Below are 24,287 nucleotides of genomic sequence, written 5' to 3'. Positions count from 1 at the left end.
TAAAATATAGAGGGGTATGCAAGGGGAGGAAGAATATGAATCAGGCAGCGAATGAGCAATTACATCGTACAATGAAAAGTAGACATTTATTTATGATTGCACTTGGAGGAGTAATCGGAACAGGTTTCTTTCTCGGATCAGGATATACAATTAATCAAGCAGGACCAGGAGGAGCGATTCTCTCTTATTTAGTCGGTGGTTTTATTATGTATTTAACGATGCTTTGCCTTGGTGAACTAACAGTTGCCATGCCCGTTTCGGGATCGTTTCAAAAATATGCGACGAAATTTATCGGACCTGGAACAGGATTTATGATTGGCTGGCTGTATTGGCTAGGCTGGGCTGTAACGGTTGGTTTAGAGTTAACATCAATTGGTTTAATGATGAAAAGATGGTTTCCGGATGTAAATGTTTGGGTATGGTGCCTTGTGTTCGGAAGTCTTTTATTCATTTCAAATGCAGTATCAGCAAAAAGTTATGCAGAATTAGAATTTTGGTTTTCAAGTATTAAAGTAATTACCATTATTGCATTTATTCTTCTTGGTGGAAGTGCATTGCTTGGCTTCTTACCATACGATGGAAAAGCAGCAGCACCGCTTTTTTCTAACTTCGTACATGATGGTGGGTTATTTCCACATGGAATTGGAGCTGTGTTACTAACAATGATTACGGTAAACTTCTCTTTTCAAGGAACAGAGTTAATCGGAATCGCGGCAGGGGAAAGTAAGGAGCCGGAAAAAACAATTCCGCGTGCGATTCGTAATACGGTATGGCGGATTATGTTGTTCTTTATTTTAACAATAACGATTTTAGTAGGATTAATTTCTTGGAAAGAAGCAGGAGTTATTGAAAGTCCGTTTGTTGTTGTCTTTGATAAAATTGGTATTCCATATGCAGCGGATATTATGAACTTTGTTATTATTACTGCTCTATTATCTGTAGCAAACTCTGGATTATATGCAGCAACACGTATTTTATGGTCGCTAGCAAATGAGGCAATGGCACCAACTTCTTTTAAGAAGGTAAATAAAAGAGGGGTCCCGATTACAGCATTAGTTGTGACGATGATTATTGCAGCGTTATCGTTATTAACAAGCGTATTCGCGGAAAGTACTGTGTATATGTATTTATTATCAATTGCAGGGTTATCTGCGGTGGCGAGTTGGATTATTATCGCATTTTCACAAATTCGATTTAGACAACAATATGTAAAGAGCGGCGGCAAGTTAGAAGATTTAAAATATAAGACACCATTATATCCAATTGTTCCAATTGCAGCGCTTGTTTTAAACAGCATTGTTGTGGTTAGTCTAGCTTTCATCCCAGAACAGCGCATGGCATTATATTGCGGCATTCCATTTATTATTTTTTGCTACATATATTATTATATAAATAAAAAGAGACAGCAAAAGGTGCAAATGGAAATGGGGAATACATATGCAACTAATAGTGAAGCGTGATGAAATTATAACGGATCTTCCATATGGTAAATTGCAAATTGGAAAAGAGAATGGATATACACCATTAGAACTTTTGATTGCTTCGATTGCAGGGTGTAGTGCCATTGTATTTCGAACGATTTTAGAAAAAAAACGTATCACGTATCATGAATTTACAATGGAAACGGAAATAAGAAGAAGTGAGACATTATCAAAACCAGTGGAGAGAGTCCATTTACACTATAAAATAAAGGCAGAAAGAATTACGCAAGAACAGTTAGAAAAGGCATTAGAGCTTGCGATGAAAAATTGTACAATTGTTCAATCTGTGAAGGATAGCATCGAAATTATTGAGACAATTGAATTGATTTCATAAAGAGGATAAAACTACCATTGTTATGTTTTGTATACATAGTAATGGTAGTTTTTCTATTGTGGAAAAAATCAGCCTAGCATTTCATCTATATAAGTCCATTCTTATTTCTCAACATCTTTGTCTAGCTCTGCCTCCTAGGTCCTCATGTCTAAGAACTTTCTACACGAGAAGGGAAAAAACACCTTCTGTGTGAAAGAACCTTAGCCAACGGACCTAAACAGTCGGCTCCGCTTCTTCCATTCTGAACGAGCCACTTCCACTTTTCTTTATAAGTTGCTGTTATGCAAAGTACAACATGACCGCTACTATGCATGACCATACGATCTCGCTCCCCTAAAAAGAAAGGGGTTTTTATGTAATTTTTCACTGGAAAAATTACGAAAGTTTGTAAGAAATAAAATCATTGACATTATTAATTACAAAGTTTAATATTTAAAAATGTTAAATATTTAGTGGTTGAACTAAGGGGTGGAAAATATGCAAAATGATATGACTCATATAGATAAAATTCAAGCTCTTGCATTTTCTATTGGAAAGAAATTACAAACGGAATTATTAGAGAAATTACAGTCATCTGGATTAACACCACCACAATTTTATATTTTAAAAATTTTAGATCGTTATGGTGCATCAAGAGCAACAACATTAGCGAAGAAAATGTATGTGAAACCGAGTGCAATTACAGTAATGATTGATCGTTTAATCGATCACGATCTGGTTTCGCGTTATCATGATGAAAATGATCGCCGCGTTGTTGTAATTGAGTTAACGTCAAAGGGGAAAGCTGTTCTAGAAGAGGCAATGATTGCTCGTAATCAACATATTGCTAAGTATTTTTCCGAATTAGAAGTACAAGAGAGAGAAGACTTGTTACGATTATTTGAAAAACTAGAAGCAATTATTTGTCAATCATCAGAGAAGAAAGAGACAAACTAAAGAGAGTTGAGGAGATTACATGGAACAACAAGAAAATCAAAATAGAACGTTGTTGTTAACTGGCTTAGTTATCGCGATGTTATTTGCTGCATTAGACGGAACAATCGTTGGTACAGCAATGCCGCGTATTGTCGGTGAACTTGGTGGATTAAGTTTAATGACATGGTTAACAACAGCATATATGTTATCATCAACAACAGTTGTACCAATCGCCGGTAAATTAGCCGATTTATTAGGTCGCCGCACTGTATATATGACAGGATTAATCGTCTTCATGATTGGTTCTGCACTTTGTGGTATGGCAAATGGTATGACAGAACTAATCATTTTCCGTGGTATTCAAGGTCTTGGCGGCGGTATTATGATGCCGATGGCTATGATTATCATTGGGGATATGTTTACAGGAAAAGAACGTGCGAAATGGCAAGGGGTTTTTGGAGCACTTTATGGTCTTGCTTCTGTTATTGGTCCGCAAGTTGGTGGCTGGATTGTTGATTCAATGAACTGGAGATGGGTATTCTACATTAACTTACCAGTTGGGATTTTAGCAACAATCCTTATCGCAATGGGCTTAAAAGGGAAGAAACAAACAGGGCCAATCCAAATTGACATCGCTGGTATTTTCACGATGATTGTCGGCGTGGTGAGCTTATTATTAGCATTAACATTTGGCGGAAAAGACTACGCTTGGGATTCTTGGCAAATCATTGGGTTATTTGCGCTTGCGGTGATTGGTCTTATAAGCTTTGTGATGGTCGAGAAAAAAGCGAAAGAACCGATTTTACCTGTCCATTTCTTTAAAAATCGTACATTTACATTATTAAATGCAATTGGTTTCTTTATGAGTATTGGAATGTTCGGAGCAATCATGTTTGTTCCATTCTTTATGCAAGGTATTGTCGGTGTAAGTGCCGCTGAATCAGGAACGATTATGACACCAATGATGATTACGATGATTGTCACGAGTATTATTGGTGGTCAGCTTGTATTAAAAGTTGGAGTAAAACCACAAATTATTACTGGAATGCTGATTATGGCTGGCGGATTTGGGATGTTAACGACAATGGATATGCATACAAGTAAGCTTGTTGCAACGTCGTATATGATGATTATTGGCTTCGGAATGGGTCTTGTAATGCCAACTTTAACATTAGCATTACAAGAAAGCTTCCCGAAAAAAGATCTTGGAGTTGTAACTTCATCAAGTCAATTCTTCCGTCAAATTGGTGGTACATTTGGGATTACGATTTTAGGTTCCATTATGAATAACACATCCGGTACAGTATTAACAGATAAGTTAGTGCCTGTACTGAATACGTTCCCACCACAAGCAGGGCAAATCGTGACGAAGTTTAAAGATATGATTCACACAGATCCACAAGGGCTATATTCAATGTTATTTAGTCCAGAAGCATTGAAGAAAATCCCAGAACCAATTGCAAATAGCATTGTGCCTGTATTAAAGGCATCATTATTAGATTCTCTTCATCATGTATTTATAACTGGTTTAGTGTTTATTCTAGTTGGTGCTGTATTTACATTATTCTTGAAGAAAATCAAGCTTTCTGATCGCAAAAAGGGAGCAGAAGAACAAAAGAGAACAGAAGAACAAAATAGTGAAATAGAAGAGAAAGATGCAAGTGTATCTTAATCATCATAAAGAAGAGCATCGCCGGTAATGGCGATGCTTTTTATATGGAATCGCATTTTTTATTAGTGGGAGAGCGATTTTGGATGTTGGAAAAGTAAAGGAGTGGGGCGTTATTTTGTCAATTGCAAATAATTGACGGATTTTCATGAATACGTTATATTATTTGCGTAAACGGTTACATATGATGGAAAGGGAAAAGAATGTATACGATAAAAGACCTCGCTAAACTAGTAAGTGTATCTATGGCTATGTGCATGAAGATACGCTGCAGAGCCAAGTACAGGGCACGTTCTCTATAGAATAAGAGTCATCGTTTAATCGAGTTAATCGTTCGTCCATTCTTTCCAGAGGTAGCCCAGACGGTAGAAGGTGTAGCTCACATACAAGGATGTACAGTTGTGCTATGTGATCCTGATAGGGATTTAGAAAAAGAAAAAGTACAGTGATGTGCTTATGCAAAATAATGTTGCTGGTTTTATCTCGCTATTCGTGGGCAGTAATACTCCCGCCTCAAAATTCAGCAAAATCATTGTCCAATTCCAGTGGCTAGAATGTTCGGTGGGAGGCCCGATTGGTGAGGGCTAATAATCAGTGGGGGATGAAAAAACAACTGATTAAAGTTTCACTTTATTGCTGCATCAAGTCCGCAAACATAATTAGATGAATTAAAAAGTGCCGGTTATAGCATTTAATCCTATCGTAGCAGAGAATGATCGGATTGCATTCGGTACAGTAAGGAGGGGAAGAGATTGCCAAATATTGTAGTTGTTGGCAGTATTTCCGTAGATTTAGTTGCTATCTCAAAAAAACGCCCGAAAGCTGGTGAAACAGTAATTGGAGAAGCATTTCATACTGTTCCAGGTGGAAAAGGTGCAAACCAAGCTGTGGCTGCAGTACGTTTAGGTGCAAATGTTGCGATGGTTGGAGCAATTGGAAATGATAATTACGGAAAACTTGTTCGAAAAAATTTAGAGAATGAACATATTTTTAATGAATATGTGGAAGCGGTTACGCATGAAACAACAGGAATTGCCCATATCGTATTGGCTGAAGAAGATAATAGTATCATTGTTGTACAAGGTGCAAATCGTTCTGTAAATGAACAACTTGTAAATCGTGCAAAAGATCTTCTTACGAAAGCAGATATGGTTGTTTTGCAGCTAGAAATTCCACTTAAAACAGTAAAGTATGTACTACATATTTGTGAAGAACATCAAATTCCAGTTATTTTAAATCCAGCTCCAGCGCAAAAATTGCCTAAGGAAGTGTTACAAAAAGCAACGTATATTACACCAAATGAGCATGAATGTCGAATTGTTCTAGATGACTTTACATCACCAATAGAATTATTACTTGAGAAATATCCTAATAAACTGTTGATGACTGAAGGTAGAAACGGTGTTCGATTCCATAATGGAAAAGAAGTTGTTCATGTACCAAGCATTTCTGTTGAAGTGGTCGATACGACAGGAGCTGGAGATACATTTAACGGTGCATTAGCCGTTGCGATTGCAGAAGGAGAAGAATTACAACAAGCGATTTGTTTTGCAAACATTGCAGCTGGGATTTCTGTAACAAAATTAGGAGCCCAAGGTGGTATGCCATCAAGAGATAAATTACGAGAAGTGCAGATGATTGTAGGATGGTGAAGTTTTAATTAGTGTATATTGAATTGTCAAATGCAGTTAAAATTATGACTTTTAGCGTAAATTTAACTTAGAGGTATTGACTTATCAGTAGGTTCTATTTTAGCATTATGACGTACACTTATTGTTGGCATGGATTTATTCTTTGCAATGGGAGTAGGATTACTTGCTGTCCTTATAATCGGAATTGTAAACGGTCTCATCATTGAGGAAGGAAAAGTAGTACCTTTTATCGAAAATGATGTTTTAGGGGTTTTTACACTCATTTTTATGGACAGACGTCTGACAACTTATCTTTTGTTATTGCTTTGATATTTTTGTTAAATGAATAGTAGTGGATGAACAAAATCTCGTTTAACAAGCAATACAACGGATCCCAATGCAGTTACATCGGTAGTAAGTGTGGCAAAGAAAAAAGTAAAAATTATTTTGGTTGAATTAGACCGTATTAAGAAAAGATAAACACATACTTACATTCAGAAAGGAAGAAAAACATGAAATTTTTTATTGATACAGCAAACATTGACGAAATTAAAGAGGCAAACGACCTTGGCGTATTAGCAGGTGTGACAACAAATCCATCTCTTGTTGCAAAAGAAGCAGGCGTAGATTTTCATGAGCGTATTCGTGAAATTTGTAGCGTTGTAGAAGGACCTGTAAGTGCAGAGGTTATTAGCCTAGAAGCAGATAAAATGATTGAAGAAGGAAAAGAATTAGCGAAGATTGCACCAAACGTTGTTGTGAAAGTGCCAATGACGACAGAAGGCTTAAAAGCAGTAAAAGCGTTCACTGATTTAGGAATTCGTACAAACGTAACATTAGTATTCTCAGCAGTACAAGCATTACTTGCAGCACGTGCTGGTGCAACGTATGTATCTCCATTTTTAGGTCGCTTAGATGATATCGGTCATAACGGTATGGACTTAATTCGTCAAATCGCTGATATCTTCGCGATTCATGGTATTCCAACAGAAATCATTGCAGCATCTGTACGTCACTCTGTTCACGTAACAGACGCAGCGTTAAACGGTGCACATATCGCAACAATCCCAGCAAATGTTATCGCTTCATTAGTGAAACATCCATTAACAGATCAAGGAATTGAAAAATTCTTAGCAGACTGGGAAAAAACACAAGGAAAATAATATATGAAAAAGTGGTTCAACGGATACGTTGAACCACTTTTTTTGTAAGTGCCACTCATATATCAGTAATTTTTAGAATATATCCACACTTCAATGATGTTCAACATTCAGGATACACTAGAGGAAGCTGATAAAGGTCTAGTTTTTTATTGGGAATTAACGAAAAAACAAGCAGGAGGTTCATACATTAGTAATTCTTTGAATATGATAAATATCCGTAAAAATAAATATTTGAATTCAAGGAAAAATAGAAAAGATATGAAGGAGGGAAGAAAACACCGTTTCGAGTTTTTCGGCATTTGCAGTAACGACATTATTAAGTTGTACATGTATGTCGAAAAATTAAAATGGATGTATAGTTTGGTATAAATATCTAAATATTTTATCGAGTTATGCAGAGAGAAAAAATATTTCCGGGGGAATTGTCGAAAGTTATTCTATTTTTTATTTAGATTCTGTTTATGAACAGCAACAACAGTTACTGCTGTCAGCGAAGTGATTAACTCAATATGCTTTTTAAAATGAAAAACTTGGAACAAAACCTAGAAAGATATGGGGTGTTAAATATAGAATAGAAGTTAGAAGGTGTTCATTTCAACTTTTGGGGAAATATTGATGTAAAAACGTTTTTGATAGATTTTAAGATTCTAGGTTTTAAAATTGGACTTAACCGATTTCACATCAAATAAAGCCTACTAGTGTATCATATGACTTGTCTCAAAAGTCTTATCGCCGTTAAATTCTTTGTTTTTAATACTACAAACAGATTAACGTTGTAAGTCTGTGTTTTTGGCCCTCTTACCATTGACTCTTAACAATTATTCCTCTTCTTCCAATAATCGATTTGCCATATCCTCTAATCTTGTATGAAACCCTCTTTCATAATCCATATAACTCACCTTCCTAATTGTTAATTATTAAAAATAGAAGATCACAGTAAAAAGGTCTGCAACAGATCGTTGCAGACCCTTTTACTGTGATGCTACGATTTGTTTCTTACTATTTAATATTAGAATACATTAAATTAATTACAGGAGGTACAGACATGAATATCGGAGAGAAGATAAAACATTTAAGGTTAATAAATAAAATGACGCAAGAAGATGTAGCCAACCAATTATTTCTTTCAAGACAAGTTATATCTAAATGTGAACTAGGAAAAACTCTTCCGGATTTAACTAATTTATTGGCCTTAAGCAAATTATTTAAGGGATTCATTGCTCCAAAAAACAAAAAAATTCGATCTCTTCATAGTCAACTATGAAGAGATCGAATTTTCGTTTCGGGGATACTCCAAAATATTAACTTGGTGGCGATAGGAGCTATCCCATCATCGTCTTCTTTAATCTTCCTCGCACATAAATTATTGAAGCAAAGGTAAACAAGAAAGCTGTTCCAATTACAAAGCTTACGCTCGGCGAGGCGCCAATTGCTCCAATTGTAAATGAACCGGCAACCACTCCTAATGAGAAGAATGCATAAAATAATCCAAATGCTTTTCCGCGATTGTCTTCTGTTGTATTTTCAACAAGTAAGGCATTAATAGAAGGAAAAAGAACAGCAAATCCAATTCCGTAAATCATCATGACAATAAAAAGCATGCCCTTTGATGTAAATATACCAAGTAATGAAAGTGAAAATGCCATCACTGCAATACCGATAACCATCATTTTTTGACGATTGAAGAGATCGTATATACGATTTGTTGGTAGTAAGAAGAAAAGGATGGCAGTAATTCCAAAGACACTAAGCATCATTCCTGTTGTTGATGTTTTTAGTCCTAATGCTTCTATTTTTACCGGCAACATATATGTGACAATTCCTTGTGAAAACATTAAGGTGAAGGCACCGATATATGCTTGTAATAATGGTTCGAATTTTAATAATTCAAGCAGATCTTCTTTGTTCAGCATTTGTATTCGTGACGATTTTGTTCTTGTTATATGATTTGGCAGCAAGAAAAGTGAAATCATTGTACCAAGTATCATTAAGATGGAAATTGTAATGAAGACCCAGTGTATACCAGCTTTCGCTTTCATAATCCCACTGAAAGCAGGACCAATGATAGCGGCTGTTCCAACAGCTGCACCAGATAAAGCCATTGCTTTTCCCTGTTTCTTAGATTTTGTCTGTTTGGATAAGAAAGTGAAAGCAGCTGGTATTAAGAAGCCATCACTAAATCCGTGCAGAAAACGAACGACAATCAGTTGTTCTCCGCTTTGAACAAAGATATACAATAAAACTATAAGACTTGTAATGCTCATGCTAATATAAAGAACCTTTTTTGCCCCATATTTATCAACAGATGCACCTGCAATAATATTGCCAATCATATTAGCAAACGAGTACATTCCAACGACAAGACCAATAATAAGAGGAGTTCCTCCAAGGTTTTGTGCGTATGTACTCATAATTGGTAACTGTGAAAATGTATCGAAAAATGCGATAATAACAATAAAATAAATAAAGTATTTCAATCCTTTCACCTCTCTTGTGCTATTATGACATAATGATAATTTTCTCCGCAATGAAATTGATTGGTATGTTTGGAAATTTACGCATTGGATTATAGGAGGGAAAAGGTATTAGAAGGTAGTAAAAAATAGATTTTTGCATGTCGATTTTTTAATTTTAATTTACATAATATGTAAGATGATTTTCTTAGGGATTAATTACAAATTGTAGGTGGAGAATATTTGCCGCTTACAATAATAAAACAGAAGCCATTCGTAAAAATGACTTCTGTCGTTTAAAACTTTTTGTGGAATACCATCATCAAACGGTTGAATTCGTTTCATAATTTAAATCCAAAAAAGTTTCTTGCTAAAAACTCGAGTTTATCAACAATTTTTATTTATTTTTTGATAAATTGTTGCGTCCAAATATTATCCTGTTCCACATAGCCAACACCTATATAAGTAAAATTACCATTTAAAATATTTGCACGGTGTCCCGGACTGTGCATCCAAGCGTCCATAACTATTTCTGGTGTTGATTGCCCTTTAGCAATATTTTCACCTGCTGCAGAATAAGAAATACCAAAACGTGTCATCATGTCAAATGGCGAATTATAAACTGGACTAGTATGATCAAAATAATTATTTTTCAACATATCCTCTGATTTTATACGTGCTACTTTACTAAGCTCTGTATCTATCTGTAATGGAGGTAAGCCCGCTTTCGCTCGTTCTACATTAACTAGCTCAGCAACACGTTTTTCAAACGCATTTAGTACATGACTTTTATTCTCTTGTTTTTTAGCTTCTTCTTGCTTTCTAGCTTCTTCTTGCTTTCTAGCCTCTTCTTGCTTTCTAGCCTCTTCTTGCTTTCTAGCCTCTTCTTGCTTTCTAGCCTCTTCTTGCTTTCTAGCCTCTTCTTGCTTTCTAGCTTCTTCCTGCTTTCTAGCTTCTTCCTGCTTTCTAGCTTCTTCCTGCTTTCTAGCTTCTTCCTGCTTTCTAGCTTCTTCCTGCTTTCTAGCTTCTTCTTGCTGTTTAGCGTCGTTCTGCTTATCAGCGTTGTTCTGCTTATCAGCGTCGTTCTGCTTATCAGCGTCGTTCTGCTTATCAGCGTCGTTCTGCTTATCGGCGTCGTTCTGCTTATCAGCTTCTTCCTGCTTTCTAGCTTCTTCCTGCTTTCTAGCTTCTTCCAGCTTTTTGGCTTCCAGCTTTTCGGCTTCCCACTTTCTGGCTTCCAGCTTTTCGACTTCCAGCTTTTCAGCTTGCAGTTTTTCGGCTTTCAACTTTTCGGCTTGCAGCTTTTCGGCTTTCAACTTTTCGGCTGCCCACTTTTCGGCTTCCCGCTTTTCAGCTTCCAGCTTTTCGGCTTCCCGCTTTTCAGCTTCCCGCTTTTTGGCTTTCAACTTTTCAGCTTCCCGCTTTTCAGCTTCTCGCTTTTCAGCTTCCCGCTTTTCGGCTTCTCGCTTTTCGGCTTCTCGCTTTTCAGTTTCCAGCTTATTAGCTTCGTCTAGCTTTTCTTTTTCCTGTGCCTCACTAACTTGTGCTGGTTGTATTGAATTATTCATGTTGTTTAAATTGCGATTGTTGTCCGTTTGTTCTAGCTTAACGTTCTGTACTTCGGTAGAAAAAAATTCTTCTGAATCGCTATCGTCCTCATTTTGAGGTGAATCACTAGAGTAATCTGTCTCAATTGATTGTTTCGGAATATTACTTTCATTTTCTGAATTTGGAGGATTTTCATTTTGTGATTGGTTAGAAATACTATTTTTAACGTCTACTTTAGAAGAATCACTCTTACTTGATTTTTCAGAATCTTTATTCTCATGTACATCCGCTACATCATCATGAGACTTTTTCAAACTTGTTTTCTTGTTTTGACAACTAACGCATAGGAATACTGCAACCAACACAAAAGTTAGCAAGAATATTAAGCGTTTTTGTTGTTTATTTACTGTCATAAACTACTCCCAACACTCAAATTTGAGCTTTCCTTTTTGTGCACAATATTTACCATAATAAAATCGTCAAAAAAAGTCTAGCATTTTCAAAAAGAAAGGAAAACTTACGGGATTCCACGAAAAATAAAGTGAAACTTTAATCAGTGGAGGTCATGCTACCTGTGAATTAAGAAATAAATATGTATATAAATGTAATTTCAATTCTTTTCAAAAAAGAAAACTTTCCACCAAGGTTTTTTCTTTGATTTTGCTATTTCTCTTTTTACATTTTGCATCTCTCTAAGTAACTGTGTTAATGTACGATCTCTTTCTTCTATTGCGATATGCTCTTTTTGTTTTAAATGTTCATTTAATTTTTGGTGTAGCTGACTTATTTCTTTACTTTGCTCTTGAATCACCTTTATAAGATTTTGATGAACATTATTTTCTTTTTCAAAATGTTTATGTAGTTCTAATAATAGAGAGTCCTCATTACATGCACTGCCCTTGACTACCATTGCCGTAGAGTTGCTACAAAATTTGTTTAAAATCTCTTTAATTTCTTCTTTATTCTTTCCTTTTTTATAGCATTGTCTAATCTCTTGTAGTGTAGAAATACATGTTTCATGAAATATATAAACTCCGTCTTCGTTACGCATATTTAAATATGACTGATAATCCTCTACATAGCGCTTTGCCGTTTGAATAGGTATAGATGTATCTCGAGCAATTTCTCGAAGTGTAAACCATTTCTCCATGCTTTCTCACCTTTTCAATTAATTTATTACATTCAGATAAAAATAGATTATATCATTTATTTATAATGTTAGTAATAAACTAATGAGGGTTTTGCAAGGACCTCTATAAATCTAAAAAATGGGATATGAACATTTACATATTTCGTTTTGATGATAGAAAGTGATTAGAAAATAAGATATCCTTATTATAGGTTAACCGAATATAACTAGAAGATTTTACTTTATGTTAGGACTAAATATAGAATGAGAGGATTTTTTTATGAAAAAGAAAGTATTGGCATTAGCTGCTATGGTTACTTTGGCTGCACCGGTTCAAAGTGTAGCGTTTGCACACACAAATGATTGTGGGAATGAGGCACCAATTTTAAGATGGTCTGCTGAGGATAGACATAAAGAAGGTGTTAATTCTCATTTGTGGATTGTAAATCGTGCGATCGATATCATGTCTCGTAATAATACAATTGTAAAACCAAATGAAACTGCTTTATTAAATGAGTGGCGTAACGAATTAGAAAACGGGATTTATTCTGCTGATTATGAGAATCCTTATTATGATAATAGTACATTTGCTTCTCATTTTTATGATCCAGATACACAGAAAACATACATCCCTCTTGCAAAACAGGCAAAAGAAACGGGATCGAAATATTTTAAACTTGCTGGTGAAGCGTACCAAAACAAAGATATGAAACAAGCATTCTTCTATTTAGGATTATCTCTTCATTATTTAGGAGATGTAAATCAGCCAATGCACGCAGCAAACTTTACGAATCTTTCTTATCCAATGGGTTTCCACTCCAAATATGAAAATTTTGTTGATACAATTAAAGATAACTATAAAGTTGCAGATGGTAACGGATATTGGAATTGGAAGGGAACAAACCCAGAAGAGTGGATTCACGGAGCGGCGGCAGCAGCTAAACAAGATTATCCAGGTATTGTGAATGATTCAACAAAAAGTGGGTTTGTAAAAGCAGCTACATCGCAAGAATATGCAAATAAATGGCGGGCAGAAGTGACGCCAGCGACAGGGAAACGCTTAACGGAAGCACAGCGCGTTACAGCTGGTTATATTCATTTATGGTTTGATACATATGTAAATCGTTAATAAACTTATACGTATGCAAATTATTATCCAGTATAAGCCATAATCTCTTTGAAAAAAGTTTCTTCGATAAGAAGGAACTTTTTTTCTGTTGAAGAGGAAAATTTAACTTTCTTTCCAAATATATATAAGAAATATATAGAAGGGGAGGGCGAGATGTGGATCGTAGAACGTTTCAAGGACTTTCAATGCCATGTGCATTTCTTAATGAAGATGCATTAGAGAGAAATATTCAATCTATCATTCAGCTTCATAAAGGAAAACGGGTTCGGATTGCGAGCAAATCATTACGCTCTGTTTCAGTGATGAAGAAAATTTTACAATCACATTCTTGTTTTCAAGGAGTTATGTGTTACTCACCAATGGAAGTTCTGTTTTTAATTGAACAGGGATTTGATGATTTATTGCTTGGATATCCGGTTTGGGATGAAGAGGCTTTGAAGAAAATAAGTATACTTACAAAACAAGGACACAAGATTACTTGCATGGTAGATTGCGAAGAGCACATTCTGTATTTGGAGCATATTGCATTACAAGTAGAAGGAACGTTTCGTATTTGTTTTGATATTGATATGAGCAGTCGTTTTTTTGGCTTTCATTTTGGAGTAAAACGGTCTCCTTTACGTACTGCAGAACAAGTATTACAAGTAGCTGATCGAGTTTTACAATCAGCTTGTTTGAAAATAGATGGTGTTATGGGTTATGAAGCACAGATAGCAGGTGTAGGGGATAATGTACCAAAACAAAACTTCCAAAATAAAGTGCTTTCTTATTTAAAAAGACGGTCAGTAAGGGAAGTTGCAAACAGACGAGGATCCATTGTACAAGCATTAGGGCAAAAAGGAATTTCACTACGTTTTATAAATGGAGGAGGAACAGGGAGTATAAAGACAACTGTTCAAGATGAATCTGTTACAGAAATTACGGTTGGTTCAGCTTTTTATTCTCCGCTACTTTTTGATTATTACAAAGACATTGCATTTGAGCCAGCAGTTGGATTTGTATTACCAATTGTCCGTCAGCCGGAACCTCATGTTTATACCTGTTTAGGTGGAGGATATATTGCATCGGGAATGACCGGAAAGGATAAGCAACCGCAGCCGTATATGCCAAGCGATGCAAAATTACTTTCATTAGAAGGAGCAGGTGAAGTGCAAACACCTGTTTACTATGAAGGAACAGAACAATTAAAAATTGGGGAGGGGATTGTGTTTCGGCATAGTAAAGCAGGGGAGTTATGTGAAAGATTTTCTTCTTTATATCGTATTTCTGGTGATGAAGTAGTAGGGAAGTATCGAACATATCGGGGGGATGGGCAATGCTTTCTATAAGGGGCCGGCAGTGGCGAAATTGGACAGGGAATGTACAAGGAGTGCCTCAGTATACGATGTATCCGAAAAGTATTGAAGAGGTTGCTGAGGCTGTAAAATTTGCAAAAGAAGTTGGAAAGCGTATTCGTGTGGTTGGATCGGGTCATTCGTTTACACGACTTGTTCAAACAGAAGAGATTTTAATTTCTTTAGATGAATTACAAGGGATTAGCGAGATTGATTCACAAACATTAATCGTAGAAGTATGGGCAGGTACAAAGCTGTCTCAGCTAGGTAAAATATTACAAGAGAATGGATATGCACAAGAGAATTTAGGGGATATTGATGCGCAGTCTATCGCTGGGGCAATTAGTACAGGAACGCATGGAACGGGGATTTCATTGGGGAATTTAGCAACACAAGTTGTGGAAGTAACAGCTGTTCTTGCATCAGGAGAAGTGATCACGTGTTCCGAAAAAGAATATCCACAATATTGGAAGGGATTTCAATTGTCGCTTGGTATGCTAGGTATTATTGTGAAAGTTAAGTTAAAAGTCATTCCAGCATATTCTCTTGCTTATGAAAGTAAAAAAGAATCATTTGCTACTGTTATGAGTAAATTGGAAGAATATAAGAAGAATCGTCATTTTGAGTTTTTTATCTTTCCATATTCTGAAGATGTTCAAGTCAAAATTACAAACGTAACGGAAGAAGTTGGAGGAGAACTTAAGTGGCATAAATTCAAAACAGCTTTAATAGAAAATATGGCTTTTTCATTGTTATCAGAGAGCTGTCGCTTTTTTCCTTCCATAAGTAAAAGTGTTAGCCAATTATCGGCAAAGGGAGTACCAAATACCAAGATCATAGGTCCAAGTTATAAGGTGTTTGCAACTGCTCGTAATGTCCGTTTCTATGAGATGGAATATAGTATTCCATCAGGATCTATGAAAGAAGCCGTAGAGGAAATTTATAATCTCATTCACAAAAAAAAATTTCAAGTACATTTTCCTATTGAATGTCGCTATGCAAAAGGAGATGATATTTGGCTTAGTCCGTCATATGGAAGAGATTCTGCTTATATTGCGGTTCATGTGTACAAAGGGATGCAGTACACTCCTTATTTTCAAGCAGTAGAACGGATTTTTCAAAAGTATGAAGGACGCCCGCATTGGGGAAAAATGCATACAATGACATACGATACGTTGCAACAAGTATATCCAAAATTGCATCATTTTTTAGAGGTGAGACAAACAATAGATCCAACAGCAATGTTTTTAAATTCATATTTGGCGGAAATGTTTTTGTTTAATGAAAGAATAAAATGATACTTCCATAAGAACTATAGTTACTTTATTTAATGTTTAGAATAATATTGAATTCCATTTTAAACAGCTTATAATTTAAATATGGCATTAGAGTAATTTTAAGAATTGATTCGGGATAAGGGAGAGGTCGCAAATGATGAAATATGAGATGTTTTTAGTAAATGGAGAGTATGTAACAACGTTTACTAGTGCATGGCAATTTAAAGAAGGAGAACAAATCTTTTTTAAAGATGAGAAAGACTTAGAAAAACGTAATTTTAGCATTGTGAATATAACACATGATGTATTTCAAAAAAACGAACATGTTATTCATTTATACTGCCAAGAAAAGAAAGTATATTGATGTTGAAGAGCATGGAAGCTATATTGCTTCCATGCTTTTTTGTTAGTTTACTGATGTAGTTGAGCTGCATTGGACTTGGAAGAAATGATATACGGTTGAATTTGCTGCTGCCACGTAATTGCAGTAGATTTCTTTTTATAGATGATCCATTCCCGATAATCCTCTTGCGTTTTCCATAATGTGCGAATGAAGAATTCGGTATGATCTTTACCATGTTTTGAGTAGGAAACTTCTATATTAATAAAACCTAGCGTATTAGGAGATGGGTAATATTGTTGTAATGCTGTCAGTACTTCTTTTTCACAATTTCTTTTTATATAAAGCATGTTTGTCACAATGAACATAACGGATCCCTCTTTTTTTTAGTAGTAAAGTAATAAGGTAAGTATCGTTTTTCTTCAGTCATAACATAAGAAATCCCTCCGGTTATGCTTACGAAGTTAGCTGTCGAGTTCGTGCCTTGAAGGTTATCCTACTGTTAAAGATTCGCCCCTAGTAAGTCGTTGCTTACAATAATGGTTTCTCCGTTCCATATGGATTCAGCAAAAAGTATTTATATAAAATATAATACTATTCAGAAAAAACAGAGTAAACATAAGGAAGACGACAATTTTTTACAAAAAACAAATATAGAGATGGAATGATAAAAGCCTGAACCTATCGATTCAGGCTTTTTATTATTTTTTTGTTCCAGTTAGTGCTTCTAGACTGCTAGATAATTTTGTATCTACTTTTTGCGCATCATTGATATGTTTTACCATCGTATCATTTACTTGTTGGAACATGTGTTGTGTTTTTGTAAATTCACGTAATACGCCTTCGTTACAATGTTTTTGCTGTTCGATTGATTCAATAACATTTGTAGCGCCTGTTTGTAATGTTTGTACCATCGTTAAGATTTTTTCAATTCTTGCATTTGTATCTGCGCTTACTTCGACACCTTCATCTACAAGGTGAAGATTATCTTTTGTATTTTCATATGCTTTTTCAATTTCTTCTTGAATTTTCTTTGTTAAATCTCCGATGTTTTTTGTACTTTCAGCAGTGCTTTCAGCAAGCTTTCGAACTTCATTGGCAACGACTGCAAATCCTTTTCCATGTTCACCAGCACGAGCAGCTTCAATACTTGCATTTAAAGCAAGTAAGTTCGTTTGAGCAGCGATATTTTGAATCACTTCCACAATTTGTTCAATTTCTTTTGAACGCTCACTTAAATGATTCATACTATTAGACGTACGTTGTGATTGCTCACCTAATTTGTTAATAACGGTAAGCAAGCCGTGAACGGAATCTTTTCCTTCATTTGAGCACGTTACAATTTCTCCAATGGCTTGAATAAGTCCTTGTTCTTTTTGAAGCATATCATTGTTCAGCTCGTTGGAACGGTTTGTACTTATCGTTACGTTGTTAAAACAGTCACTTAACTGTTGAATTAGATCTTGTAGCGTATGATGCTGGCGATTGACTTCTTCATGTTCACTGACAATGGCTAATACGTTTCCATGTAACGAAGTGATAACCTTTTTGTGTTCTTGTTCTTTCTCATGTAATTGATGTTCTAATTCCTGTACTTGATTTTGTAATTGAGCAATTTCTTTTTCTAGTGATTTGCTTTTTGTAAACATAGTCTTCTCTCCAAGCTTCTATAATTTTCTTTTCATAATAGGGAGTGAAATCTTTAAAATTTCATTTTATCTCGCTACTTGCGGGTCGTGGTAAAATATCCCAAAATTCAGACAAATAAAAAAGGATAAGTAGAAAACTGGTTATAAGAGCCCGATTTGTTCAATAAAGAATAAGGAAACTCTCCACTTCGAAATTTTTCACTTTATATTGAAATTGTAGCATTATTTTTAAATATATCCATATAAAAATTAAAAAATATTAAATTAATTTATTACAATTTTTCTATGATTCGTTATATTTTGTCATGAAAAATAAACTGTATTTAATGCGTTTGTAAACAAACTGTAAAACAAATCATGTATAAATGTAAGAGAAGGGAGTCGGATTATGAACTATTTTAAGCGCATCAGTAGTCTCGTATTAGCTGGATTTATTTGTTTCACTAGTACAGTTGCTGTAAAAGCTGAGTCAAACGACGAGAAATTAAACAACATGCAGCAGCAATTGCAAAATAACAATAATGACATGCAGCAAAAAGAACAAGAAAAACAAGCTGTAATGAAAGACATTGAAGGAATTCAAAAGGAATTAACGGACTTAAATAATACAATTACAAAAAATAAAGAAGAACAAGATGCAATTCAGCGTAAAATTGATGAAACACATAAACAAATTGAGCAAAAAAAGCAAGAGATTATTAATTTAGAAGAAAAAGTACTTATGCGTAAAGATATTATGAAAAAACGTATAGTCTCTGTTCAAGACAGCTCAAATGTAAGTTTAGTAGTAGAAGTAATTGTAGATTCAAAAAACATTGCAGATTTCCTGCAACGTATGACTGCAGTTTCTACGATTATGGATGCAGATAAGGAGATTATTCGTTTACAAGAACAAGATCTTCGTCAAATTGAAGCTGACAAGAAGGTAATTGATGAAAAAGAAAAGTCTTTAGAAGGCGATAAACAAAAATTAGCAAAAGCACAAGCTGATTTACAAGAAAACTTAAAGAAACGTCAAGATAATTTACAAGCTGTACAAGCGAAATATAATCAAATTTCTAGTCAGCTTACACTTGCTGCGCAAGAAAAAGCAAAGATTGAAGCAGATATGAAGGGTGTACAAGATACAATTGCTCGTGAACAACAAGCAGCTGCAGATCGCCAAAAAGCACAACAAGAACAACAGGCACAACCAGAACCAAAAGGAAGCGACAATGATTCAGGGAAACCTGCTAAAGGCAGCCGTGACATTTTTGTAGAAGCTACAGCTTATACAAATGACCCAGCTGAAAATGGGAAACAACCAGGTGAGCATGTATATTCTAAACAAGGACATGATTTAACTTCAAATCCAAATATGAAATTAATTGCTGTTGATCCAGCTGTTATTCCATTGGGCTCACATGTATGGGTTGAAGGATATGGAGAAGCTATTGCTGGTGATACTGGTGGAGCTATTAAAGGATATAAAATTGATGTTTTCGTTCCAAATAAGGAAGCCTCTAGCAAATGGGGTAGAAAAAGGGTTAAAGTTATCATTTTAGACTAAAGTAAAAATCTACTTTGCAAAAGCAAAGTAGATTTTTTTATGATTAAATGTTAAGCTGAGTTTACATTTTGTGGAGTTTAGCATACAATAACGGTAAGAGGTGGTAAAATTGACCATTTACAATCGAGTAAAAGAACTACGAGCCCGTTTTCATTTTTCGCAAAGTGTATTGGCTGAAAAGGTGGGGGTAACGAGACAAACGATCGCTGCTATTGAAAAGGGGGATTATGTACCATCATTATTATTAGCGCTCATGATTTGTGATGTATTTTGTTTGCAGATGGAAGAGGTATTTGTATTACAAAAGGAGGAGATAGCAAATGAATAGAATTGGTCTTTCTTATGTAATAAATATAGGTATACTTGTTATAGCAGGTTGGGGGTTTGTTGAGTGTTTTCATCTCATGACGGAACTTGCAAACATCATCCTTACTGAAAAGCAGACGTGGTATGTGACGATGAATATAACGCCAATTGCATTAATGCTAATTGTAGCAATAGTGACACCCATTGCTTACAAAGTGCAAAAAAAGAAATATAAGAAATTATCATTTTGGATATTTCCGTCATTATTTCCAAGTGAAGATGAGAGAGAAGAAATATTGACGGCGAAAGCGTGTCGCACAACATTTCTTTCATTATGTTTTATTATCCCTTGTGCAGCTGCTACGTTAGTTTTTTATCCACTATTTAATCGAAACATCCCAGAATATCCGCTATATGTATTACTTCTTGTTTTATTAATCCAAACTACAATATTTCATATTTCTTTATATCGTAACAAGGTTGTGTAAAAGGTGTGCGAAAGAGCACATCTTTTTTTGGGGAATATAGGGGATTTTTCTGTGTTTTTACAAAACTTTAATACAAGGCTATAGGGAGAGTTTACAAATCCTTTTTACAATAGAAGAAGTATTGAAATTGGGGGGATTAGAGAATGAGAAAGGCTTTGCTCTGTGGAGGAATTATAGCGAGTGTATTATGGACAGGCAATCATGTAAACGCAGAAGAAATCAATCAAGAAACGAAACAATTTGCCAATAAAATAGAAAGTTTACAAAAAGGGAGTATTTCCAATCCAACATTTCGTGGGAAAATAGAGGAAATGGTAAATAATTTTATTAGTAATAAGCATAAGAATACAAAAATAGAAAGAACGGCTATTTTTTCAATGCCAAGCAAAAAAGCAGAAATCGCGGTATCTTCACCAGATGGTAAGACGTTAGTTGTAACAGAAGCAGACTTAGGACAAATTAGCATTCTTTCAATTGAAAATTTACAAGACATTCAATTGAAAGGGACAGTGAGTTTGAAAGGATTTCATTCCGAAGCAGAGGTAACGAGTACAACAGTTACACCAGATGGTAAGTATGCACTCGTTGCTTTTCGTACCGGGGATAACTTGTATAATGCGCATAGAGGAAAGATAGCAGTTATAGAGTTAGCATCCAAAAATATTGTGAAAATATACGAGGTGGGTGTAGGACCAGATTCTATTTCCTTATCAAAAGATGGGACAAACCTTGTTGTTTGTAATGAGGATGAAGAAGGAGATCCAAATGACGAAAATGAAGTCAATATGAAAAAAACAAAGCGACCGGGTACAATTTCTATCATCACGTTCCCTAATGGAGATGTATTGAAAGGAATTCACCATGAGCTATCAATTGATATAAGTCAGATTGGAAATGGAACAGTGTACAAGCATGACCCTCAGCCAGAATATGTTGCAATTAGTCCAAATGGAGAAAAAGCAGCTGTTACATTACAGGAAAACAATGCAGTTGCTATTGTTAATTTGCAAGGACAAAACATTGAAACGATATTTGGCCTTGGAACAACAAAGCATAAAGCAGATTTGCAAAATGATGGTGTTGTTTCTTTTCAAGATGAAATGATTGCAAGACCAGAACCAGATGGTATAACGTGGGATCCATCGGGGCGTTTTGTAATTACTGCTAATGAAGGAGACCTAGGGAAAAATGAATTTAAAGATGGTGTGAAATCAGGTGGACGCAATATATCTGTATGGAGTCAAAATGGTTCGCTTGTATACGATAGTATGAATCTTACTGATGAAAAATTGGCAGCTAAAGGCTTATATTTAGATAGTCGTAGTAATAGCCGAGGTAGTGAAGTGGAAAATGTTGCGACAGGAATAATACAAGAAAGTCCAATTATGGCTGTTGCTGCTGAAAGGGCAAATGCAATACTCTTTTTTGATATAACAATCCCGATGTTCCCTGTTTATATTGGTCTTGTTCCTTCAGGGGGCAAAGCACCGGAAGGGATTCATAAGATTAGCAACCGTAATATATTTGTAAGTGCAGATGAAGCAGATGGAACATTAAGCTTTTATTGTTTGCAGAAATGATAATCATGGCACTTCCTAATAAGGAGTGCCATTTCTTTTGTCTTGTACATGTTACTTGTATATCTAGCATTCTTACTTTATCATTTTATATAAGAGGAATTTTGTAAAGGAAAGGAATTGGGGCATGAATAAGAAAAAGATTTATAGTATACTGGCACTTCTATTATTTATTGTAGGCGGCGTTTTAATTGCAAAACCATTTTACGATGGTTACAAAGCGGGAAAGATGCAAGACGAAAACGTACAAGCTATTAAGAAAATAAAGTATGAAAAACAAGAAACGAAATTTGTTGATGCTTCTAAAATAAATCAACCGGATTTAGCTGATGTGGCAAATGCTTCATTAGATAAAAAACAAGTGATTGGGCGTATGTCGATTCCGAGTATTGGATTAGAACTTCCAATTTTAAATAGTTCAACTGAGAAAAATTTATTATCAGGTGCAGCAACAGTAAAAGAGAAACAAGAGATGGGAAAAGGAAATTATGCGTTAGCAGGACATAACATGTCGAAAAAAGGTGTGTTATTTAGCGACATTTCGAAATTAAAAAAGAATGATAAAGTATATGTATATGATAGTGAAAATGAATATGAGTATGCAGTAGAGCAAGTAACACAAGTTACGCCAGATAAATGGGAAGTCGTTGAAGATCACGGGAAAAATGAAGTAACCCTGATTACATGTACGTCTGTACTTGATAATTCAAAACGATACGTAGTATCTGGGAACTTGGTGCAAACGAAAAAAATTAAATAATAAAAAAAGAAATTCCACCTTCGTCGAGGGGGAATTTCTTTTTTCTATAAGCAAGCGATAGAAAAAGGAGAAAATGCTTAAAAAAGATGAGGGATTATCCCTCATCTTTTTTAGTCCATCCACTTTACTAATTTTTTTGAAATTAATAGTAAGATACAGCCTAAGAAAATAGCGACAGCTCCAATAACAGCAAATACTTCTGAATATCCTAATGAAGTTGTAAAGTTTGCTAACTGTCCACCTAAAATATTAGCAACACCTGTACTTGCTAACCAAACGCCCATTAATAAAGATGCAAGTTTGACAGGAGCAAGTGCACTTACCATTGATAGTCCGACCGGAGATAAGAATAATTCCCCTAATGTATGGAACAGGTAAGTAAAGACGATAAAGAGTAGGTTTGCTTTTTCAGTAATTTGTTGTTCATTACTTCCTGTTTTTAACGTAGCAACAACAAGAACCATATAACCAATTCCAAGTAAGATCATACCGAGACCCATTTTTGTTGGGATTCTTAAATCACCGCGTTTTGTAGTAGCAAGCTTTGTCCAAAGTGTAGAAACAACAGGTGCTAATAAAATAATGAATAATGGGTTTACAGATTGAAACCAAGATGTTGGAATTTCCCAACCAAATATAGAGCGGTCTACAAAGCTATTTGTATATAAGGTTAAAGAACTACCGGCTTGTTCAAATCCAGCCCAGAAGAAAACAACAAAACACGTTAAAATGACAATAACAGCTGTATGTTGTTTTTCTTTTTTTGTTAATGGTGTATTGCCAGCTGTTTTATTGCCTGTTCCTGTTTGTAAAGCCGCTGTTGGTTTTTTACCAATATCACCAAGAAAACGATTGGATAATGTTGTAAATAAAATTTGTCCGACAATCATCCCGATAGACGCAGCTAAAAATCCATAGCGGAAACCGTAATGCATAACGCCATCTACTGTTGTTTTAAACAAATCTTCTGATAAATATCCGCAAACGAGTGGAGCAAGGAATGAACCGACGTTAATCCCCATATAAAAAATTGTAAAGGCACCATCACGGCGTGGATCGTTTTCTTTATATAATTCTCCGACAAGAGTAGAAATATTTGGTTTGAAGAAACCGTTCCCGATAATAATGAGCGCTAATCCGAGGTATAGTCCTAATTGGCTTTGCAGTGCAAATAACGTAAGGTTACCAATTGCAATTGTTATACCGCCAAGTGTAATCGCTAATCGTCTACCAAGATAACGATCTGTTAAAAGTCCACCAATTAATGGAGTGAAATAACAAGCGCCTGTATAAAAGCCATAAATCGTAAGTGCCCAGCTCTTACTAAAACCAAGGCCACCGTTTATTAAAGCTGTTGTTAAATATAATGTTAATAATCCTCGTAATCCGTAATAGCTAAATCGTTCCCACATTTCTGTGAAAAAGAGTAAATACAAACCTGGAGGATGTTTCTTTCTTTGCTGTTGTTTCTCATCAAACTGTAGTGCAGCATCCATATGTGATTTCTCCTAACTTAAAAAACAAAGTTAATAGTTTTATATGTTTAATAGTTTAT

The 24,287-nt window shown here is 35.2% G+C and carries 20 protein-coding genes, 2 pseudogenes and 1 riboswitch; of the genes and pseudogenes, 16 read left to right on the top strand and 6 right to left on the bottom strand.

The window, feature by feature from the left end; translation table 11 throughout:
* Positions 1 to 35 precede the first annotated feature (35 nt).
* The 7 genes from AB1280_RS14700 to AB1280_RS14670 all read left to right on the top strand — a co-directional run bounded on the left by AB1280_RS14700 (position 36) and on the right by AB1280_RS14670 (position 8,457).
* Entirely contained in the window at positions 36 to 1,460 is a 1,425-nt protein-coding gene (locus tag AB1280_RS14700) for an amino acid permease (RefSeq protein WP_272190654.1), read from the top strand.
* A complete protein-coding gene (locus AB1280_RS14695; protein ID WP_429756267.1) occupies positions 1,438 to 1,815 on the top strand; it encodes an OsmC family protein in 378 nt (125 codons plus the stop codon). Before AB1280_RS14700 ends, AB1280_RS14695 begins: the two co-directional genes overlap by 23 nt.
* A gap of 477 nt (positions 1,816 to 2,292) precedes the next feature.
* A complete protein-coding gene (locus tag AB1280_RS14690; RefSeq protein WP_035433405.1) occupies positions 2,293 to 2,751 on the top strand; it encodes a MarR family winged helix-turn-helix transcriptional regulator in 459 nt (152 codons plus the stop codon).
* Between the two features lie 19 nt (positions 2,752 to 2,770).
* On the top strand, positions 2,771 to 4,402 hold the full coding sequence (locus tag AB1280_RS14685) for an MDR family MFS transporter (protein WP_429756266.1): 1,632 nt from the start codon (positions 2,771 to 2,773) through the stop codon (positions 4,400 to 4,402).
* Positions 4,403 to 5,151: 749 nt separating this feature from the next.
* Positions 5,152 to 6,051 carry a ribokinase gene (rbsK, locus tag AB1280_RS14680; RefSeq protein WP_429756265.1) on the top strand — a complete coding sequence of 300 codons (900 nt, stop codon included), beginning with the start codon at positions 5,152 to 5,154 and terminating at the stop codon, positions 6,049 to 6,051.
* A 491-nt stretch (positions 6,052 to 6,542) separates the two neighbouring features.
* Positions 6,543 to 7,193 carry a fructose-6-phosphate aldolase gene (gene fsa, locus AB1280_RS14675; protein WP_429756264.1) on the top strand — a complete coding sequence of 217 codons (651 nt, stop codon included), beginning with the start codon at positions 6,543 to 6,545 and terminating at the stop codon, positions 7,191 to 7,193.
* Positions 7,194 to 8,238: 1,045 nt separating this feature from the next.
* The gene (locus AB1280_RS14670; protein ID WP_429756263.1) at positions 8,239 to 8,457 is read left to right on the top strand and encodes a helix-turn-helix domain-containing protein; all 219 of its coding nucleotides are present in this window, start codon (positions 8,239 to 8,241) and stop codon (positions 8,455 to 8,457) included.
* Positions 8,458 to 8,515: 58 nt separating this feature from the next.
* Here AB1280_RS14670 and AB1280_RS14665 read toward each other — a convergent pair whose 3' ends face one another.
* From AB1280_RS14665 to AB1280_RS14655, 3 genes and pseudogenes are all read right to left on the bottom strand, one after another.
* On the bottom strand, positions 8,516 to 9,670 hold the full coding sequence (locus AB1280_RS14665; RefSeq protein WP_272190647.1) for an MFS transporter: 1,155 nt from the start codon (positions 9,668 to 9,670) through the stop codon (positions 8,516 to 8,518).
* A gap of 377 nt (positions 9,671 to 10,047) precedes the next feature.
* Positions 10,048 to 10,425 (bottom strand): annotated as a pseudogene (locus AB1280_RS14660) (CAP domain-containing protein); the annotation flags it as partial.
* Positions 10,426 to 11,804: 1,379 nt separating this feature from the next.
* Entirely contained in the window at positions 11,805 to 12,344 is a 540-nt protein-coding gene (locus AB1280_RS14655) for a DUF3967 domain-containing protein (protein WP_272190646.1), read from the bottom strand.
* 259 nt (positions 12,345 to 12,603) lie between these two features.
* On the opposite strand from AB1280_RS14655, the gene AB1280_RS14650 reads away from it, so the two are divergent.
* The 4 genes from AB1280_RS14650 to AB1280_RS14635 all read left to right on the top strand — a co-directional run bounded on the left by AB1280_RS14650 (position 12,604) and on the right by AB1280_RS14635 (position 16,427).
* Positions 12,604 to 13,452 (top strand): phospholipase C, encoded by an 849-nt coding sequence (locus tag AB1280_RS14650; protein ID WP_429756262.1) that lies wholly within the window; start codon positions 12,604 to 12,606, stop codon positions 13,450 to 13,452.
* A gap of 155 nt (positions 13,453 to 13,607) precedes the next feature.
* The gene (locus AB1280_RS14645) at positions 13,608 to 14,780 is read left to right on the top strand and encodes an amino acid deaminase/aldolase (RefSeq protein ID WP_429756261.1); all 1,173 of its coding nucleotides are present in this window, start codon (positions 13,608 to 13,610) and stop codon (positions 14,778 to 14,780) included.
* Positions 14,768 to 16,084, top strand: a complete 1,317-nt coding sequence (locus tag AB1280_RS14640) for a D-arabinono-1,4-lactone oxidase (RefSeq protein ID WP_429756260.1) — start codon at positions 14,768 to 14,770, stop codon at positions 16,082 to 16,084. The genes AB1280_RS14645 and AB1280_RS14640 overlap by 13 nt, the downstream gene beginning before the upstream one ends.
* Before the next feature lie 136 nt (positions 16,085 to 16,220).
* Positions 16,221 to 16,427, top strand: coding sequence for a hypothetical protein (locus AB1280_RS14635; RefSeq protein ID WP_272190725.1), 207 nt, complete (start codon positions 16,221 to 16,223; stop codon positions 16,425 to 16,427).
* 47 nt (positions 16,428 to 16,474) lie between these two features.
* Here AB1280_RS14635 and AB1280_RS14630 read toward each other — a convergent pair whose 3' ends face one another.
* Positions 16,475 to 16,771, bottom strand: coding sequence for an antibiotic biosynthesis monooxygenase (locus AB1280_RS14630; RefSeq protein WP_429756259.1), 297 nt, complete (start codon positions 16,769 to 16,771; stop codon positions 16,475 to 16,477).
* Positions 16,772 to 16,841: 70 nt separating this feature from the next.
* Positions 16,842 to 16,982: riboswitch (cyclic di-AMP (ydaO/yuaA leader) on the bottom strand.
* Positions 16,983 to 17,104: 122 nt separating this feature from the next.
* Positions 17,105 to 17,635 (bottom strand): annotated as a pseudogene (locus tag AB1280_RS14625) (methyl-accepting chemotaxis protein); the annotation flags it as partial.
* An 805-nt stretch (positions 17,636 to 18,440) separates the two neighbouring features.
* On the opposite strand from AB1280_RS14625, the gene AB1280_RS14620 reads away from it, so the two are divergent.
* From AB1280_RS14620 to AB1280_RS14600, 5 genes are all read left to right on the top strand, one after another.
* Positions 18,441 to 19,601 carry a 3D domain-containing protein gene (locus tag AB1280_RS14620; protein WP_429756258.1) on the top strand — a complete coding sequence of 387 codons (1,161 nt, stop codon included), beginning with the start codon at positions 18,441 to 18,443 and terminating at the stop codon, positions 19,599 to 19,601.
* Positions 19,602 to 19,701: 100 nt separating this feature from the next.
* Positions 19,702 to 19,929, top strand: coding sequence for a helix-turn-helix transcriptional regulator (locus AB1280_RS14615; RefSeq protein ID WP_272190638.1), 228 nt, complete (start codon positions 19,702 to 19,704; stop codon positions 19,927 to 19,929).
* Complete coding sequence (locus AB1280_RS14610) at positions 19,922 to 20,395, top strand: DUF2178 domain-containing protein (protein ID WP_429756257.1); 474 nt, start codon at positions 19,922 to 19,924, stop codon at positions 20,393 to 20,395. Before AB1280_RS14615 ends, AB1280_RS14610 begins: the two co-directional genes overlap by 8 nt.
* Before the next feature lie 143 nt (positions 20,396 to 20,538).
* The gene (locus AB1280_RS14605) at positions 20,539 to 21,975 is read left to right on the top strand and encodes a YncE family protein (protein ID WP_429756256.1); all 1,437 of its coding nucleotides are present in this window, start codon (positions 20,539 to 20,541) and stop codon (positions 21,973 to 21,975) included.
* A 124-nt stretch (positions 21,976 to 22,099) separates the two neighbouring features.
* Positions 22,100 to 22,732, top strand: coding sequence for a class A sortase (locus tag AB1280_RS14600; protein WP_272190635.1), 633 nt, complete (start codon positions 22,100 to 22,102; stop codon positions 22,730 to 22,732).
* 110 nt (positions 22,733 to 22,842) lie between these two features.
* On the opposite strand, the gene AB1280_RS14595 is transcribed toward AB1280_RS14600, so the two are convergent.
* Positions 22,843 to 24,228: a peptide MFS transporter gene (locus tag AB1280_RS14595; protein ID WP_429756255.1), complete on the bottom strand. Its 1,386-nt coding sequence runs from the start codon at positions 24,226 to 24,228 to the stop codon at positions 22,843 to 22,845.
* Between the last annotated feature and the right edge of the window lie 59 nt (positions 24,229 to 24,287).

It is taken from the genome of Bacillus sp. S10(2024), assembly GCF_050473865.1.
Lineage (GTDB): Bacteria > Bacillota > Bacilli > Bacillales > Bacillaceae_G > Bacillus_A.
Note: the sequence above shows the minus strand (reverse complement) of the source record. Positions and strands in the feature narration are given on the sequence as shown.